General features: G+C 62.1%; 19 protein-coding genes. 12 read left to right on the forward strand and 7 right to left on the reverse strand.

Translation table 11 applies throughout. The annotated features are described in order from the left end of the window. The first annotated feature begins 18 nt into the window (after nt 1–18). On the forward strand, nt 19–570 hold the full coding sequence (locus Q8R81_RS00900; protein WP_305615261.1) for a hypothetical protein: 552 nt from the start codon (nt 19–21) through the stop codon (nt 568–570). Nucleotides 571–654: 84 nt separating this feature from the next. Here the strand turns inward: Q8R81_RS00900 and Q8R81_RS00905 are convergent, their stop codons facing one another. The 4 genes from Q8R81_RS00905 to uvrB form a co-directional block, all read right to left on the reverse strand. Further along, a complete protein-coding gene (locus Q8R81_RS00905; protein ID WP_305615263.1) occupies nt 655–1,224 on the reverse strand; it encodes a hypothetical protein in 570 nt (189 codons plus the stop codon). Between the two features lie 7 nt (nt 1,225–1,231). Continuing rightward, nucleotides 1,232–1,516: an addiction module antidote protein gene (locus Q8R81_RS00910; RefSeq protein WP_305615265.1), complete on the reverse strand. Its 285-nt coding sequence runs from the start codon at nt 1,514–1,516 to the stop codon at nt 1,232–1,234. After that, nucleotides 1,497–1,862 (reverse strand): type II toxin-antitoxin system RelE/ParE family toxin, encoded by a 366-nt coding sequence (locus tag Q8R81_RS00915; RefSeq protein ID WP_305615267.1) that lies wholly within the window; start codon nt 1,860–1,862, stop codon nt 1,497–1,499. The genes Q8R81_RS00910 and Q8R81_RS00915 overlap by 20 nt, the downstream gene beginning before the upstream one ends. A gap of 105 nt (nt 1,863–1,967) precedes the next feature. Beyond that, on the reverse strand, nt 1,968–4,172 hold the full coding sequence (gene uvrB / locus Q8R81_RS00920; protein WP_305615269.1) for an excinuclease ABC subunit UvrB: 2,205 nt from the start codon (nt 4,170–4,172) through the stop codon (nt 1,968–1,970). A 112-nt stretch (nt 4,173–4,284) separates the two neighbouring features. Here uvrB and Q8R81_RS00925 point away from each other — a divergent pair, with 112 nt between their 5' ends. Beyond that, complete coding sequence (locus tag Q8R81_RS00925; RefSeq protein WP_305615271.1) at nt 4,285–4,833, forward strand: DUF3617 domain-containing protein; 549 nt, start codon at nt 4,285–4,287, stop codon at nt 4,831–4,833. Between the two features lie 139 nt (nt 4,834–4,972). Next, nucleotides 4,973–5,725 carry a triacylglycerol lipase gene (locus Q8R81_RS00930; protein WP_305615273.1) on the forward strand — a complete coding sequence of 251 codons (753 nt, stop codon included), beginning with the start codon at nt 4,973–4,975 and terminating at the stop codon, nt 5,723–5,725. 35 nt (nt 5,726–5,760) lie between these two features. Here the strand turns inward: Q8R81_RS00930 and rnhA are convergent, their stop codons facing one another. From rnhA to ispH, 3 genes are read right to left on the reverse strand one after another with little or no spacing between them, the layout of a single operon-like run. After that, nucleotides 5,761–6,192: a ribonuclease HI gene (rnhA, locus tag Q8R81_RS00935; protein ID WP_305615274.1), complete on the reverse strand. Its 432-nt coding sequence runs from the start codon at nt 6,190–6,192 to the stop codon at nt 5,761–5,763. Continuing rightward, nucleotides 6,189–7,160, reverse strand: coding sequence for a homoserine kinase (thrB, locus tag Q8R81_RS00940; protein ID WP_305615275.1), 972 nt, complete (start codon nt 7,158–7,160; stop codon nt 6,189–6,191). The genes rnhA and thrB overlap by 4 nt, the downstream gene beginning before the upstream one ends. A gap of 13 nt (nt 7,161–7,173) precedes the next feature. Next, complete coding sequence (ispH, locus tag Q8R81_RS00945) at nt 7,174–8,142, reverse strand: 4-hydroxy-3-methylbut-2-enyl diphosphate reductase (protein ID WP_305615276.1); 969 nt, start codon at nt 8,140–8,142, stop codon at nt 7,174–7,176. Between the two features lie 120 nt (nt 8,143–8,262). Here ispH and Q8R81_RS00950 point away from each other — a divergent pair, with 120 nt between their 5' ends. The 9 genes from Q8R81_RS00950 to tatC all read left to right on the forward strand — a co-directional run. Then, nucleotides 8,263–8,925, forward strand: coding sequence for a hypothetical protein (locus Q8R81_RS00950; protein ID WP_305615277.1), 663 nt, complete (start codon nt 8,263–8,265; stop codon nt 8,923–8,925). A 116-nt stretch (nt 8,926–9,041) separates the two neighbouring features. After that, nucleotides 9,042–10,790 (forward strand): arginine--tRNA ligase, encoded by a 1,749-nt coding sequence (gene argS / locus Q8R81_RS00955; RefSeq protein ID WP_305615279.1) that lies wholly within the window; start codon nt 9,042–9,044, stop codon nt 10,788–10,790. Between the two features lie 29 nt (nt 10,791–10,819). Beyond that, nucleotides 10,820–11,605, forward strand: a complete 786-nt coding sequence (locus tag Q8R81_RS00960) for an SPOR domain-containing protein (protein WP_305615281.1) — start codon at nt 10,820–10,822, stop codon at nt 11,603–11,605. 151 nt (nt 11,606–11,756) lie between these two features. Beyond that, entirely contained in the window at nt 11,757–12,773 is a 1,017-nt protein-coding gene (nagZ, locus tag Q8R81_RS00965) for a beta-N-acetylhexosaminidase (protein ID WP_305615282.1), read from the forward strand. After that, nucleotides 12,773–13,561, forward strand: coding sequence for a ScpA family protein (locus tag Q8R81_RS00970; RefSeq protein ID WP_305615284.1), 789 nt, complete (start codon nt 12,773–12,775; stop codon nt 13,559–13,561). Before nagZ ends, Q8R81_RS00970 begins: the two co-directional genes overlap by 1 nt. Beyond that, a complete protein-coding gene (gene scpB, locus Q8R81_RS00975) occupies nt 13,558–14,166 on the forward strand; it encodes an SMC-Scp complex subunit ScpB (protein WP_305615286.1) in 609 nt (202 codons plus the stop codon). The genes Q8R81_RS00970 and scpB overlap by 4 nt, the downstream gene beginning before the upstream one ends. 65 nt (nt 14,167–14,231) lie before the next feature. Next, nucleotides 14,232–14,468: a twin-arginine translocase TatA/TatE family subunit gene (locus Q8R81_RS00980; RefSeq protein ID WP_305615288.1), complete on the forward strand. Its 237-nt coding sequence runs from the start codon at nt 14,232–14,234 to the stop codon at nt 14,466–14,468. A 26-nt stretch (nt 14,469–14,494) separates the two neighbouring features. Then, entirely contained in the window at nt 14,495–14,905 is a 411-nt protein-coding gene (tatB, locus tag Q8R81_RS00985) for a Sec-independent protein translocase protein TatB (RefSeq protein WP_305615290.1), read from the forward strand. Continuing rightward, a partial coding sequence (gene tatC, locus Q8R81_RS00990) for a twin-arginine translocase subunit TatC (protein WP_305615292.1) occupies nt 14,902–15,379 on the forward strand: 478 nt, incomplete at its 3' end. The genes tatB and tatC, both read left to right, overlap by 4 nt.

Genomic DNA, 15,379 nt, shown 5'->3' on the forward strand with positions numbered 1-15,379 from the left:
GAAGCAAGGGGACTTCAGATGATGCAGATGTTCGAAGCCAACCAGGCCTTGCTGGCTGGCATCGTACTGTTGGTTGTGTTCGTCGTCTGGTGGGTTTGGGGGAGGACCAAGCCTGCGCCCAAGAAGCGCGAATACACTGACGTTCTTTCGGAAGGCGCGGAAAAGGCGGCGCGGAACAATGCGCTGATCGATGCACCGAGTGCTGCGGCGATGGTCACGCCGCCGCCTGTGGTCATTCCTTCACCCGGCGCGGGTACGTTGGCCGGGATTGGTGAAGTGGTGGCTGCGGCTGCAACTGTTGAGATTGCCGATGCTGTGCCCGTGGTCCCGGTGGGTGAAGATCTGGGCCGGATCAAGGGCGTCGGACCAAAGCTGAAAGCGCTGCTCACCTCGCTGGGAGTGACCAGTTACGCACAGATTGCGGCTTGGACCGAGGAAGACATTGCCAAGATCAACGCGCAACTGGGCACTTTCGCGGGGCGGCCAACGCGCGACAACTGGGTGGAGCAGGCCAAGCTTCTGGCTGGCGGTGACAAGGCGGCCTACGAAGCGAAGTTCGGCAAGGTCTGAGCCAGCATCCCGTTCGTGTCGAGCGTAGTCGAGACACGTTAGCGCCAAGGTGTCTCGACTACGCTCGACACGAACGGATTTGGATTATTCGGTGGTTTGGTTGGTGTCCGTCGGCACAGGAACCGCAACCGGCGCGGCACTGCGGCACCGGCTGATCACATCGCCGATGGCGCTGCCTGCCGAGACCTTGATCATGCCCGCACCGGGCAGCGTGCCGGTAAACGGCCCGCGCATAACGTCCGCTCGCGCGTCAGAGGCGGCAATGGTGCCCTGCCACAGATAGCCACGCTGGCCCGGCACCGAAGTTGCATCCACCGGCAGGCGCAGAATGCCCTCACGGCCTACCAGCGCAAACAAGGCCTGCGCCCCCACTGGCGCTGCGGCGTGACGCGTGACCACCAACACACCCTCACGGCAGGTGACCGAAACCAGCGGCGTCTCCCCCGGATGCCCATACCGCGCCGATTGCGCCTCGGGCGCGGCAGCCCACGTGGGTTCGGACAAAGCCTCACGCACCCCCGGCAGAGCTTCACCTGCGGGCATGACCATACGCACCGCACTGTCTGGCGCGCCCTCGCGCACGGGCGCGGCGGGGGATTGCGAACAGGCAGCTAGCGTGAGTGCGAGGAGAGAGGGGGTGAAAGTGGACTTCACAGCGAAATCAAGCAGCGCGCTTCTGTACAGTCAATTCGAGGCCTAGGACGGAGAGGACTGCGACAAGTGTTTCCAGCGTTGGATTGCCGTCTTCGGAAAGCGATTTGTAAAGCGCCTGGCGACCAAGGCCGGTCTTACGTGCGATCACGCTCATGCCTTTGGAGCGGGCAATATTGCCGAGCGCCCCGGCAATGTGCTTGGGGTCGTTCCCTTCCATCGCCGCCTCAAGATAGAAAAGGATGTCCTCCTCGGTCTCAAGGTAGTTGGCGGGATCAAATGGGCGAAGCTCCATTGGTGCGCTCGATCTCTTCCTTCAGCCGCTTTGCATGGGCAATGTCGGCATCCTGCGTGCGCTTGTCGCCTCCGCAAAGAAGAATGACAAGCTCTTTGCCCCGCTGGAAGAAATACACCCGGTAGCCCGGCCCATAGTCGACGCGAAGTTCGTGAACGCCGCCTTTGACGGACTTGCTGTCACCAAAGTTCCCGTCGGCCAAGCGTTCAAGGCGAACCACGATCCTTGCTCGCGCCCGCCGGTCCCGCAAGGAGCCGAGCCAATCAGAGAAGTCGGGCGTTTCCGACAGCTTGAAGACCTGTCCTGTATAGGAGACATTTTGACCATTGTCAATGTTGTCGCTCATAACTTGTGGCAATCCATGAAAGCATTCGACGGACGATGACTACCTGAAAATCTGCGTCGCGTTACCGCCGTCACGTTGTGTAGCATCTGCTTACAACGCCTGATTTCACTTCCCCCACTTCGTCTTCTGGCTCTTCCCATAGCGCGTCTTGCGCGTTCCCGGCTTGCCCTCGTTGCTCCGCCCCACAATCGGCGCTTTGTGTTCACTCGCAGGCAGACCAAGTTCGGTGGCCTCCAAACGCCGGATTTCATCGCGCAAGCGTCCAGCTTCCTCGAACTCCAGATCCGCCGCCGCAGCGCGCATCTTCTTTTCCAGATCCTCGATATATCCGCGCAGGTTGTGGCCGACGAGGTTGTTGGTGCCTTCGGCGTCGATGTCCACCAGCACGCCGTCGCGGTTTGATGTGTCGGCGACGATGTCGTGGATGTTGCGCTTGATCGTGGTGGGGGTGATGCCGTGGAGGGCGTTGTATTCCTCCTGCTTGGCGCGGCGGCGGTCGGTTTCGGCGATGGCGCGTTCCATGCTGCCAGTCATCCGGTCGGCATAGAGGATCACGCGGCCATCCACGTTACGGGCGGCGCGTCCGATGGTTTGGATCAGCGAGGTTTCGCTGCGCAGGAAGCCTTCCTTGTCTGCGTCCAGAATGGTCACCAGCCCGCATTCGGGAATGTCGAGGCCTTCGCGCAGCAGGTTGATGCCGACGAGCACATCATAGACGCCCAGCCGCAGATCGCGGATCAACTCTATGCGTTCCAGTGTTTCGACATCCGAGTGCATGTAGCGCACGCGCAGGCCCGCTTCGTGCATGAACTCGGTCAGGTCTTCGGCCATGCGCTTGGTCAGCGTGGTGACGAGCGTGCGGTAGCCGTTGGCGGCGGTCTTCTTGCACTCGTTGATGCAGTCCTGCACCTGATCTTCGACCGGGCGGATTTCTACCGGCGGATCGATCAGGCCGGTGGGGCGGATCACCTGTTCGGCAAACACGCCGCCCGCCTGTTCCATTTCCCATGACGCGGGCGTCGCTGAAACCGCCACCGTCTGCGGGCGCATTGCGTCCCATTCGTTGAAGCGCAGCGGGCGGTTGTCGATGCAACTGGGCAGGCGGAAGCCGTATTCGGCCAGCGTCATCTTGCGGCGGTGGTCCCCGCGCGCCATCGCGCTGATCTGGGGCACCGTCTGGTGGCTTTCATCGAGGAACAGCAGCGCGTTCTCGGGCAGGTATTCAAACAGCGTTGGCGGCGGTTCGCCCGGAAGGCGTCCGGTGAGGAAGCGGCTGTAGTTCTCGATCCCGGCGCACGAACCTGTCGCGGCGATCATCTCAAGGTCGAAGTTGGTGCGCTGTTCCAGCCGCTGCGCTTCGAGCAGTTTGCCTTCCTCGACCAGTTCCTTCAGCCGCTCGGTCAGTTCGAACCGGATCGCCTGCGCCGCCTGTTGCATCGTCGGCCCGGGCGTGACGTAGTGCGAATTGGCATAGACGCGCACATTGGTAAGTTTTTCGCCGGTCTTGCCGGTCAGCGGGTCGAACTCCGCGATCTGTTCCACCTCGTCACCGAAGAAGCTGATGCGCCATGCGGTATCGTCATAGTGCGAAGGGAAGATTTCGAGATTGTCGCCCCGCACGCGGAAGTTTCCGCGCCCAAACCCGGTATCGTTGCGCTTGTACTGCAGTGCCACCAGCTTGCGGATGATCTCGCCGCTGTCCACCGTTTGCCCGGCTTTCAGATCAAAGATCATCGCCGAATAGGTTTCGACCGAGCCGATGCCATAGATGCACGAAACCGAGGCGACGATGATCACGTCGTCGCGTTCGAGCAAGGACCGCGTGGCCGAATGGCGCATCCGGTCGATCGCTTCGTTGGTGGAGCTTTCCTTTTCGATGTAGGTGTCAGACCGGGGGACGTAGGCTTCGGGCTGATAATAGTCGTAGTACGAGACGAAGTACTCCACCGCGTTTTCGGGGAAGAAGCTCTTCATCTCGCCATAAAGCTGCGCGGCGAGGATCTTGTTGGGTGCCAGGATCAGGGCGGGCCGCTGCAGTTCCTCGATCACCTTGGCCATCGTGAAGGTCTTGCCCGAGCCGGTGACGCCCAGCAGCACCTGCGTCTGATCGCCGTCACGCCCATCTTCCCCGCGAATGCCGGCCACAAGATCGGCAATCGCGGTGGGCTGATCGCCTGCAGGCTGGTATTCCGAGACGACCTTGAACGGCCTGCCGCCCTCGACCTTGTCGGGGCGGGCAGGGCGGTGGGGCACGAAAGTGCCGGAAGTGTCGGGTTCTTCGAGTCCCCTGCGGATAACGAGTTCAGCCATGCCGCCGGATATGGGGAACAAACCGCGTCCACGCAACCGTGGTGACGCACGGCACTGGCGCTTTTTCGTCGGGCTGTTAGCCTCTCGCGCAGAACGAACGACGGAGAGCCTCATGCGCGCCACGATTGCCCTGATCCCGCTGCTTTTGCTGGCCGCCTGTGGCGACGATGCGACGGTCGACAAGAAGAACGCCAGCACGGCTGAAGTGGCCAAATCGGTTGCCGATGCGGGCATGAAATTGAAGCCGGGCCGCTGGGAATTGAAGATGAAGATTGCCAAGCTTGAGGTTGAAGGCATGCCGCCCGAGGCCAAGCAGGCGATGCAGCAGATGATGGGGCAGAGCCAGACCTTTGCCTCGTGCTTGACTCAGGAAGAGGCTGAAAAGCCCGACGGCGGGTTCTTCGGCCAGCAGGGTGAGGATTGCCGCTATGACAGCTTCACGATGGGTGATGGCAAGATCGACGCGACGATGACTTGCAAAAGCCAAGGGGGGCAAGCGGGCGCGGCGGCCAAGATGAAGATGGCAGGCACCTACAGCGACAGCTCTTATGACATGACGATGAACATGGATGGCAGCGCCCCCAACGGCAAGACCATGTCGGTGGCTATGTCGATGAACTCCAAGCACATGGGCGAATGCAAGGGCGACGAGACTTCATAATGGGCGTCATGGATTTGCATTCTTGACGCGAATTTGAAACAATCATGCAAAGCTGGCGTTCATCGATGGTTAGGTCGATAGGGCGCAGATAATGGCAATGATCTTGAACCCATCGGAAAGAGCAGGCGGAATCGGGCAGGTGACTGCGCGGTTTAACCTGCTGCGTGAAGAAGTCGCGCGTCGCGGTGCGCTGGCGCTGCAGCCGCGTCCACAAGGTGTGCACGGGCCGAAATGGCAGGCCTTGCTTGGTGAACTGCGCACGCCGGTTGAGCATTGGCAAGCCACGCGCCAACCGCGCGCTACGGATGAATCGACCGCGCCCTCGCGCCCGGTCATGCTGCTCCCCGGCTTCGGCACGCATCCTGTGCGGATGAAGCCGCTCGGCCGCGCGCTCGAAGCCGCCGGACACCGCGTCAGCGATTGGGGCCTCGGCTTCAACTTCGGGCCGAGCGAGGACCGCTTCGAACGCTTGTGCGAGCGTGTAGTGGCGATGGCGCGCAAGGAAGGCGAACCGCTGGTGCTGGTCGGCTGGAGCCTTGGCGGCATCTTCGCGCGGGAAGTGGCACGCATGCACCCTGAAGCGGTGCGGCTGGTCGTCACGATGGGCACGCCCTTTTCCGGAGACCGCCGCGCCAACAACGCATGGCGCGCTTATCAGTTGATCGCGGGCCATTCAGTGGACGAACCGCCCATCGGCGCAGAAATGTCGGTCAAGCCCCCGGTGCCCACCGTCGCCCTTTGGAGCGCCCGCGACGGCATCGTCTCGCCCCGTTCCGCTTGCGGTCGCAAGGGTGAGCGGGATCTTGCCGTGCCCATGCGCTGCACGCATCTGGGTTTTGCTGCGCATCCCGATGTGGCGGCGATGCTCCGGAGGCTTGTTGCGGCGTATTGAGGCGGCCGGGGCGCGGCTGGATTGTCGGCAGCCCCTCAGGCTGCAATCGCCGCGTCGCTCGCCAGTTTGTCCACCCGCTCATTCTCGGGGTGGCCATCGTGGCCTTTTACCCAAACCCATTCGATCTTGTGCGGGCGCACCGCGTCCACCAGAAGGCGCCACAGGTCTTCGTTTTTCACCGGCTTGTTGTCAGCGGTTTTCCAGCCCTTTTTCTGCCAGCCGAAGATCCATTTGGTGATGCCGTCGAGCACATATTTGCTGTCCGTGTGGAGCGTCACCTGACAGGGCTGCTTGAGCGCCTGCAGCGCCTGGATTGCCGCCATCAGTTCCATACGGTTGTTGGTCGTGTCCTTTTCGGACCCTGCCATCTCCCGCTCATGCTCGCCAATGCGCAGCAGCGCGCCCCAGCCGCCTTTGCCGGGATTGCCCTTGCACGCGCCGTCGGTGAAGATCTGAACGTGCTTCATGCAAATACTCCGGGATTGGCGGCGTAAAACTCAAGCCGCCGCGCAAAGGCCATCGGGTCTTTGCGCATCACCAGCGCATCGGCAGGCGTGTTCAGCCAATCATAGGCACGGCTGGAAGTGAAGCGCAGAGCCGCGCCCTGGGCGAGCAATGGCAGTGCGGCGCGCTCCTGATCCGATAGCGGGCGCACCGCCTCATACCCCGCCAGCAATGCGCGCGAGATATCGGCGTCAAATGTCTCCCCCGAGGCATCGAAACACCACGCCGCATGCGTTACCGCCACATCATAGGCCATCAGGTCGTTGCAGGCGAAGTAGAAGTCGATCAACCCGCTCACCCTGTCCCCGCGCATCAGCACGTTGTCGGGGAACAGGTCTGCGTGGATCACCGATTGCGGCAGGTCTGCGGGCCAAGCGGCCGCCACCTTGGGCAGATGCTCGGCCACCAGCCCGGCCAGTGCTGGATCGATGATGGCCAGTCCGTCCTGGCCACAGGCATCGAACAGACGCTGCCACTCGGCCAACCCCATGCCATTGGCGCGTGTGCCGGCAAAGTCCGCCGCCGCATGATGCATCTGCGCCAGCGCCGCTCCCACAGCGCGGGCCTGCTCCACGGTCGGCTCGCTCACAGAAACGCCGGGCAGGAATTCGATCAGCGCCAGCGCCTTTTCGCCCCGCTTGCGATAGAGCGCGCCTTCGCGGTCATGGATAGTGCGTGGCACCGGGCAGCCCTTGGCCGCAAGGTGATCGAGCAGTGAGAGGAAATAGGGCAGATCCTCCAACTCGATGCGGAACTCGTACATCGTCAGGATGAAGCGCGCGCCCGATCCATCGCGCCCGGTCGTCTCCAGCAGCCAGTTGGAATTGGACACGCCCTCGGCAATGCCCTTGGCCGAGACCAGCTCGCCCACGTCAAATTCATTCACAAGCGCGGCCATCTCTTCCGCGCCGATCTGGGTGTAAACCGCCATTATATCAGTGCTTTCAGTCGAGCAGCTGGCGCGGCAGCTTGAACACCATCTTTTCCTCGGCGGTGGTCACGGTTTCCTCGGTCACGTTGCGCAACGTGCCGATCTTTGCCACCACTTCGCGCACCAGCACTTCGGGCGCAGAGGCCCCTGCCGTCACGCCCAGCGTGGTCACGCCGTCCAGCCATTCAGGCTCAATCTCGTTCGCGCGCTGGATCAGCCGTGAACGCGTGCCCATGCGTTCAGCCACTTCGACCAGCCGCAGCGAATTGGAGCTGTTGGGAGCGCCGATCACCAGCAGCAGATCACATTCCCCGGCAATCGCCTTCACCGCTTCCTGCCGGTTCGATGTGGCATAGCAGATGTCCTCTGCCTTCGGCCCGACGATCTGCGGAAACTTTGCCCGCAGCGCCTCCACGATTTCGCGCGTGTCGTCCACCGAAAGCGTGGTCTGCGTCAGGAAGGCCAGCGGCGTGTCTGCCGCAAAGTCCAGCTTGGCCACATCGGCCACAGTCTCGACCAAGGTGATCGTGCCAACTGGAACCTGACCCATCGTGCCAATCACTTCGGGGTGCCCCTTGTGCCCCACAAACAGGATGTGCCGCCCGGCTTCTACCTGCCGTTCAGCCTGCCGGTGGACCTTTGACACCAGTGGGCAGGTGGCATCCAGCCAGTCCAGCCCCCGCTCGGTCGCGTCCTGCGGCACCACTTTGGGCACGCCATGCGCGGAAAACACTACCGGCGCGCCATCGGGCACCTGATCCAGTTCTTCCACAAAGATCGCGCCCTTGGCTTTCAGGCCGTCGACCACAAAGCGGTTATGCACGATCTCATGCCGCACATAGACGGGTGCGCCATAGCGCTCGATCGCGCGTTCGACGATTTCGATTGCGCGGTCCACTCCGGCGCAGAAGCCACGCGGGGCGGCAATAAGCAGGCGAATAGGGGCCGTTCCGGCGGCGACATCTGGCAAGCTGGCGTTCATGCAGCCGCACTTAGCAGCAACCAAAGCCCACCGCCATTGCCGAAAGCCACTGCGGCGATTAGAGGTGGCCAAAATTCCGGTGCCCCACGCGCCACATGCGACCTTAAGGATACAGTGCCCATGAACGCATCCGCCCGCCGTTTTGCCCTTCTGGGCGCTCCGCTCGTTGCGGCGCTGGCGCTTTCGGCATGTGGCGGCAAAAGCGGCGAACTGGTGGTCGATGATGCCGTGGGCGTCACCGCGCTGCGCGATCCGTGCCCGCGTGTTGGCATTCCTGATTACACCGGCGATGTGACCACTTTCACCGCACCGGGCCGCACCGATTCGGCCTCAATCGATGTCGAAGCGGTCATCACCAACTTGCGTGCGCAGTGCACCGATGGCGAAAAGCTTTACTCTGTCGCCAGCTTCGATGTGCTGGCCCGCCGCACCAACACCAGCGGCGCACGCCGCGTCGAACTGCCCTACTTTTCCACCGTGATCCGTGGTGGCAACATCGTTGTTGCCAAGCGTCTGGGCAAAGTCGTGATCGAGTTCGCCGACGGACAGGCCCGCGCCAGTGCGAAGGGCCAAGCCGCCGCCTATGTCGAAAAGGCCGAAGCTTCGCTGCCTGAAGATATGGTCGATCGCATCACGCGCAAGCGCCGCGCCGGGGATCAGGACGCTGCCGTCGATCCGCTCTCGCAGCCAGACGTAAAGGCCGCACTTGCCCGCGCCAACTTCGAACTGCTCGTTGGCTTCCAACTGACCGATGCGCAATTGCAGTTCAACGTCCGCAAATAAAGCAGTTGTTCTCCCCTCCCGCAGGCGGGAGGGGTCGGGGGTGGGCTGTCCCCAGCTAAAACTGACTGCAAACCAATCCCTTTCGCTTGCGGAGAGATTGGGCTAACCGCGCGGCCATGACTGACGCCCGGATCAACCTTCACGCCGATTTCGCATCGGTAATCGACACTGCGCTAACCGCGCTCGAAGCCGCCGGTACCCTGCCTGCAGGCCTGCCACGCGGCGCGGTTACGTGTGAACCCCCGCGCGATCCTTCGCATGGTGATCTGTCCACCAACGCCGCGATGGTGCTGGCCAAGCCTGCCGGAACCAACCCGCGCGCTCTGGCCGCTTTGCTGGTGGCCGAACTGGAAAAAGAACCCCGCGTGGTCTCGGCTGAAATCGCCGGGCCCGGCTTCATCAACCTGCGCCTGACCGACGATGCATGGCGCGGCGAACTCGCCCTGATCGCGCAGAGCGCTGCGGATTATGGCCGCTCGCAGATGGGTGGCGGCAGGGTCGTGAATGTCGAATACGTCTCGGCCAACCCCACCGGCCCGATGCACATGGGCCATTGCCGTGGCGCGGTGGTGGGCGATGCGCTGGCGGATCTGCTGGCCTATGCCGGGCACAAGGTCATCAAGGAATACTATGTCAACGATGCGGGTGCGCAGGTCGATGTGCTCGCCCGCTCGGTTCACATGCGGTATCTTGAGGCACTGGGACAGAGCATCGAAATTCCCGAAGGCCTCTATCCGGGCGATTACCTCGTCCCCGTGGGCCAGGCGCTGGTCGAGGAATTTGGCGATACCTACAAGGAAGCGCCAGAATCCGACTGGCTGATCCTGTTCCGCACGCGCGCCGTGGCCGCGATGATGGACATGATCCGCGCCGATCTGGCCACGCTCGGCATTCGCCACGATCTGTTCTCGTCCGAAGCCGAACTGCAGGCCTCGGGCAAGGTCGATGCGGCTGAGCAATACTTGCGCAGCCACGATCTGATCTATGATGGCCTGCTGGAAGCGCCCAAGGGCAAGACGCTGGACGATTGGGAGCCGGTTGAACTGCCGCTGTTCCGGTCCACCAAATTCGGTGACGATCAGGACCGCCCGATCAAGAAATCGAACGGCGCGTGGACCTATTTCGGCGCTGACCTCGCCTATCACTTCCAGAAGTCGCAAAACGCCGATGCGCTGGTGGACATCTGGGGCGCGGATCACGCCGGAACGGTCAAACGGATCAAGGCGGCTGTCGCTGCTCTGACCAGCGCCGAAGGTGGCACGGCAAAGCCTTTTGAAGTCAAACTGGTGCAGATGGTGCAGCTACTGCGCGATGGCCAACCGGTGAAAATGTCCAAGCGGGCCGGAACTTTCGTAACCCTTTCGGATGTTGTTGATGAAGTCGGCAAGGACGTGGTGCGCTTCACCATGCTCACGCGTAAGCCCGATGCGCAGATGGACTTTGACTTTGCCAAGGTGGTTGAAGCCAGCAAGGATAACCCTGTTTTCTACGTCCAGTACGCCCATGCGCGCATCTGCCGGAACCTGAAAAAGGGCGCAGATGAAGGGTTTATGCCCTCGGCAGAGAACCTTGGCCTGCTGGGTGAAGAGGAACTGGCGCTGGTCAAACTCGCCGCACAGTTCCCGCGCACTGTCGAAGCTGCTGCCGTTGCGCGCGAACCGCACCGCATCGCGTTCTTCCTGCATGACCTCGCCTCGGCGTTCCATTCCTACTACAATTTGGGGAATGACCGGCCCGAGAAGCGGTTCATTGTGGCACATGACTCCGCTTTGACCGCAGCCCGCCTTTTCCTTGCCGCGCAAATCGGGCAAGTAGTCCGCAATGGCCTTGCGCTGCTTGGCGTAGTGGCTGCCGAAGAACTTTGACGTCACGGATTTTGGGGCAGGGACAAGACATGCACGGCGATGATGACCAGAACGACTGGGACAACAAGACGGTGCTGCAGCCTGAAGGGCTGAAGCCGTTCAGCGTTTCCGAGGAGCTGGACGAAGCAGTAGATGGTGCCCGCGATACATCGCTCGACGCCGAGAACGCTGCGCGCCTTGCTTTGGGTGATGAAGAACGCCTGCCTTGGCTCGAAAGCGCCGATGACGTTGATGGTGAAGAGGAAGACAGCGGCAACGGTCGGTTGATCGGCTTCGCGCTCGCTGGCCTTCTTGCACTCGCCGCACTGATTGGTGGCATCTGGTATGCCAGCAACCGCAATTCGGTGGCCAACAATGCCGATGGCAGCCTGATTGAGGCGAGCAAGGAACCCTACAAGGTCGCGCCCAGTGATCCGGGCGGCAAGACTTTCGCAGGGACCGGCGATTCCAGCTTCAAGGTGAGCGAGGGCGAAAAGCCTGCTGCCAACCTTGCCGGCTCAGCCTCGCCCGCGCCTGCAGCATCGCCTTCGGCAAAACCCAGCGCCTCGGCCTCGGCAGCAGCCGCAGCTCCGGCAACAGGCGGCGTCGGTGTGCAGGTTGGCGCGTTCTCGTCCAACGCCACTGCCGAAGCTGGCTGGCAAAAGCTGGTGGGCAACCACGAAGCACTCAAGGGCCTCTCGCACCGCGTAATCGAAGGCAAGGCCGACATCGGCACCGTTTATCGCCTGCAAGCAGTTGCGGGCGATGGCGCTGCCGCCGATGCGCTGTGCCGCAAGTTGCAGGCCGGTGGCCTCAAGTGCCAGGTAAAGCGCTGAGCTGAAATCAATCCTCCCCGTTTTTGCAAAGCACAAATGGGGAGGTGGCAGTCCAAAGGGCTGATGCAGGGGTAAATTCTAAGCCCCCTTTTCCCCCACCATCACCGCAACTGCCCTTGCAAAACTGGCAATGCTGCGCGATTCCTCGGCAATGCTACCCGCCATCTTCGGCCTGTCCGGCCCGGTCTTGACCGACGACGAACGCGCGTTCTTCCGCGACTCTGACCCTGCTGGGTACATCCTGTTCGGTCGCAACATCGAAAGCCGCGAACAGGTGCGCGCGCTGACTGACGATTTGCGAAGCATTCATGGGCGCGACCGCACGTTCATCTGCATCGATCAGGAGGGCGGCCGCGTCGCGCGGATGAAGCCACCGGTGTGGCTCCCCTATCCTGCGGGGGAGGCGTTTGACCGCCTCTATGACATAGCACCTGCCAGCGCCATCGAAGCCGCCCGGGCCAATGCCCACGCGCTCGGCCTCGATCTCGCCGAAGCCGGGATCAGCGTAGATTGCCTGCCTTTGCTCGATGTGCGCCAGCCCGGCGCGCATGACGTGATCGGGGACCGCGCCTTGGGCACGGAACCGATGCGTGTTGCGGCACTGGGTCGCGCGACGCTCGATGGTCTTGCCCGCGCCGGAATTGCGGGCGTTGTCAAACACATGCCGGGGCATGGCCGCTCGCTGGTGGACAGCCACAAGGAAACGCCGCTCGTCACCGCCTCGCCTGAGGAGCTGGAGCTGGACCTCGCGCCTTTCCGCACGCTGCGGAACGCCACCATCGGCATGACCGGCCACTTGCGCTTCACCGCTTGGGACGCCGAAAATCCCGCCACGCTCTCACGTTTCGTGATCGAGGAAGTGATCCGCAAGGCCATCGGCTTTGACGGCCTGTTGCTCACCGACGATCTGGACATGCAGGCGCTGGGTGGCGAGGTGCCAGATCGCGCCGCGCGGGCGCAGGCGGCAGGGTGTGATATAGCGCTGAATTGCTGGGCAAAAATGGACGATATGGTGGGCATCGCCAAGGCGCTCTCGCCCATGAGCGCGAAGACCGCCGAACGTCTGGACCACGCGCTTGCCCCCACTGCGGCCTTTGATGGACCCAATCATCTTGCGGAACAGCAAACGCTTTTGGCCACCCGTGACCAGTTGCTGGCACTGGCCTGATGGAAGCTCTTGCCCTGTTTGATAGCGACGCCGAATGGACCGGCATTGCTTCGGCAGAAACCGGCGATGCGGCGCTCTATCTGGAACTGGACGGCTGGGAAGGCCCGCTTGATTTGCTGCTGGAACTGGCCCGGCGGCAGAAAGTAGACCTGCGGAAAATCTCTATTCTTGAACTGGTTGGCCAGTATCTTGATTATATCGAGCAGGCCAAGGCGTTGAAGCTGGAACTGGCCGCCGACTATCTGGTGATGGCCGCGTGGCTCGCTTACCTCAAGTCGCTGCTGCTGCTGCCACGTGATCCCGAAGTGCAGCCAAGCCCCGAAGAATTGGCGTTGAAGCTGCAATTGCGGTTACAGCGACTGGGCGCGATGCGTGAGGCGGGTGCGCGGCTGATGGCGCGGGACCGGGTGGGTCGCGAGGTGTTTGTGCGTGGCGCGCCCGAAGGCTTGCGTGTGGATCGCAAGGCCTTGTGGAAGTGCGATGTTTTTGCGCTGATTCAGGCCTATGGCGGGATCAAGCATCGCAACCAGCCTGTGGTCCACATGGTGCGCGAGCGGGCGGTGATGACGCTTGATGCGGCGCTGGCGCGGGTATCGAAAATGCTCGGCGTGGCGATGGAATGGACCGATTTGCGGGCCTTCCTGCCGCTTGATGGCGACCCGATGTTGCGCAAATCTGCATTGGCTTCCAGTTTCCTTGCGGCGCTGGAACTGGCCAAGCAGGGCAGGGCAGAAATCGCGCAGGATCAAGCGTTTGGGCCGCTGATGTTGCGGGCAGCGCGCGGATGACGCAACCGGATGACCTTGAACGCGCGGTTGAGGCGACGCTGTTTGCGTCCGAGCAACCTCTTACCGAACAAGAGATTTCTGCGCATCTTGAAGGCGCGGATGTTGGTGCATCCTTAACTGCACTGAGATGCACCTACGAGCACCGAGGCGTCCATCTGGTGGAGCGAGGAGGCCGCTGGCACTTCCAGACTGCGCCTGATCTGGCCCACCTGCTCCGCCGCGAAAAGGAAGAGCCAAGACGCCTTTCGCGCGCTGCGACAGAAGCCCTTGCGATCATCGCCTACCACGAACCTGTCAGCCGCGCCGAGATCGAAGCGATTCGCGGCGTGCAGACCGCCAAAGGCACTTTGGACGTTCTGCTGGAGGCTGGCTGGATACGTATTGCCGGGCGCCGCGAAGTTCCGGGGCGGCCTACGATCTATGCGACAACCCCCGAATTTCTAACGCATTTTGGCCTTCAATCGCGCCGCGATCTGCCCGGAATTGAGGAATTGCGGGCTGCGGGTCTGCTCGATCCGGTGGACGAGGCGTTTGCCGTCTTGACGGGGGGCGATGATGCGGACACGGAAACACTTGATCCGACTGACGAAGAAAGCGCGGATTGAAGCGATTGAATTGCTGGCAAGTGGGGCGCGCCGTCCCTATCTAGGGGCGCAAAGGAGTTTGTGACATGGGTAGCTTTTCCCTTCCGCACCTGATCGTGTTGGCGCTGGTCGTTCTTGTCCTGTTTGGTCGTGGCCGCATTTCCGAGATGATGGGCGATTTTGGCAAGGGTATCAAAAACTTCAAGCAGGGCATGACCGAAGAGGAAAACAAGCCGGTCCCGCCGCCGCCAGCCCAACTGCAGCAGCAGACGCCGCCCGCACAGCCTGCGCCACAGCCGACGCCCAGCGATCAAGCCAAGTAAGATACTGATAAAAAGGCGCTATAGCCGTGTTTGATATCGGCGCGTCCGAACTTTTGGTGCTGGCCATCGTGGCGATCGTGGTGATCGGCCCGAAGGACTTGCCACTCGCCCTGCGCACCGCGGGCAAGTGGGTGGCGAAAATGCGCAGCGTTTCCAACCACTTCCGCTCTGGCATCGAAACCATGATCCGCGAGGCGGAAATGGAGGAGATGGAGAAGAAGTGGAAGGAGCAGAACGAGCGCATCATGCGCGAGACTGCCGTGCAAGAGGCCGCTGCGGCGGCCGGGCAAACGCCTGACGCCGCGGCGGATCAGAACGATCCTTATCCCGTTCCGCTCGCTTCGGATGTACCAACTGCTGATCCGGTGATGATCGGCCCGATGCCGCCGGAAGAAACCGTGCCGCCGCCCGCTAAGCCGGAGGCCTCGCAGCCATGATCGGCGACATCGATGAAACCCAAGCCCCGCTGCTTGACCACCTGCTGGAACTGCGCACGCGCTTGCTGCGCTGTGTCTATGCGCTGGCCGCTACCTTTGCGGTCTGCTTCTATTTCGCCGACGATATTTTTGCCGTGCTGGTGCAGCCGCTGGTCCACGCCTTTCCGCCGGGACAGGGCAAGCTGATCTATACCAAGCTTTACGAAGCGTTTTTCGTAGAGCTGAAAGTGTCGATGTTTGCGGCGTTTCTGGTCAGCTTTCCGATCATTGCCAACCAGTTGTGGGCCTTTGTTGCGCCCGGACTTTATGCGCGCGAGAAGAAGGCGTTCCTGCCGTTTTTGCTGGCCACACCGGTGCTGTTCACGATGGGGGCAAGCCTTGCCTACTTTGTGGTGATGCCCACCGCGTTCAAATGGTTTCTGGGCTTCGAAGGCAACAAGGGCGGGCTGCAACTTGAGGCGCTGCCGGGCACGG

The sequence above is a fragment of the Novosphingobium sp. genome, from assembly GCF_030696665.1.
Classification (GTDB): Bacteria; Pseudomonadota; Alphaproteobacteria; order Sphingomonadales; family Sphingomonadaceae; genus Novosphingobium.

Bases quoted from the DNA above. Each gene is read 5' to 3' on its own strand.
- Q8R81_RS00900 (WP_305615261.1), top strand. From the start codon at position 19: ATGATGCAGATGTTCGAAGCCAACCAGGCCTTGCTGGCTGGCATCGTA.
- Q8R81_RS00910 (WP_305615265.1), bottom strand. From the start codon at position 1,516: ATGGAGCTTCGCCCATTTGATCCCGCCAACTACCTTGAGACCGAGGAG.
- Q8R81_RS00915 (WP_305615267.1), bottom strand. From the start codon at position 1,862: ATGAGCGACAACATTGACAATGGTCAAAATGTCTCCTATACAGGACAG.
- uvrB (WP_305615269.1), bottom strand. From the start codon at position 4,172: ATGGCTGAACTCGTTATCCGCAGGGGACTCGAAGAACCCGACACTTCC.
- Q8R81_RS00925 (WP_305615271.1), top strand. From the start codon at position 4,285: ATGCGCGCCACGATTGCCCTGATCCCGCTGCTTTTGCTGGCCGCCTGT.
- rnhA (WP_305615274.1), bottom strand. From the start codon at position 6,192: ATGAAGCACGTTCAGATCTTCACCGACGGCGCGTGCAAGGGCAATCCC.
- thrB (WP_305615275.1), bottom strand. From the start codon at position 7,160: ATGGCGGTTTACACCCAGATCGGCGCGGAAGAGATGGCCGCGCTTGTG.
- ispH (WP_305615276.1), bottom strand. From the start codon at position 8,142: ATGAACGCCAGCTTGCCAGATGTCGCCGCCGGAACGGCCCCTATTCGC.
- Q8R81_RS00950 (WP_305615277.1), top strand. From the start codon at position 8,263: ATGAACGCATCCGCCCGCCGTTTTGCCCTTCTGGGCGCTCCGCTCGTT.
- argS (WP_305615279.1), top strand. From the start codon at position 9,042: ATGACTGACGCCCGGATCAACCTTCACGCCGATTTCGCATCGGTAATC.
- Q8R81_RS00960 (WP_305615281.1), top strand. From the start codon at position 10,820: ATGCACGGCGATGATGACCAGAACGACTGGGACAACAAGACGGTGCTG.
- nagZ (WP_305615282.1), top strand. From the start codon at position 11,757: ATGCTACCCGCCATCTTCGGCCTGTCCGGCCCGGTCTTGACCGACGAC.
- Q8R81_RS00970 (WP_305615284.1), top strand. From the start codon at position 12,773: ATGGAAGCTCTTGCCCTGTTTGATAGCGACGCCGAATGGACCGGCATT.
- scpB (WP_305615286.1), top strand. From the start codon at position 13,558: ATGACGCAACCGGATGACCTTGAACGCGCGGTTGAGGCGACGCTGTTT.
- Q8R81_RS00980 (WP_305615288.1), top strand. From the start codon at position 14,232: ATGGGTAGCTTTTCCCTTCCGCACCTGATCGTGTTGGCGCTGGTCGTT.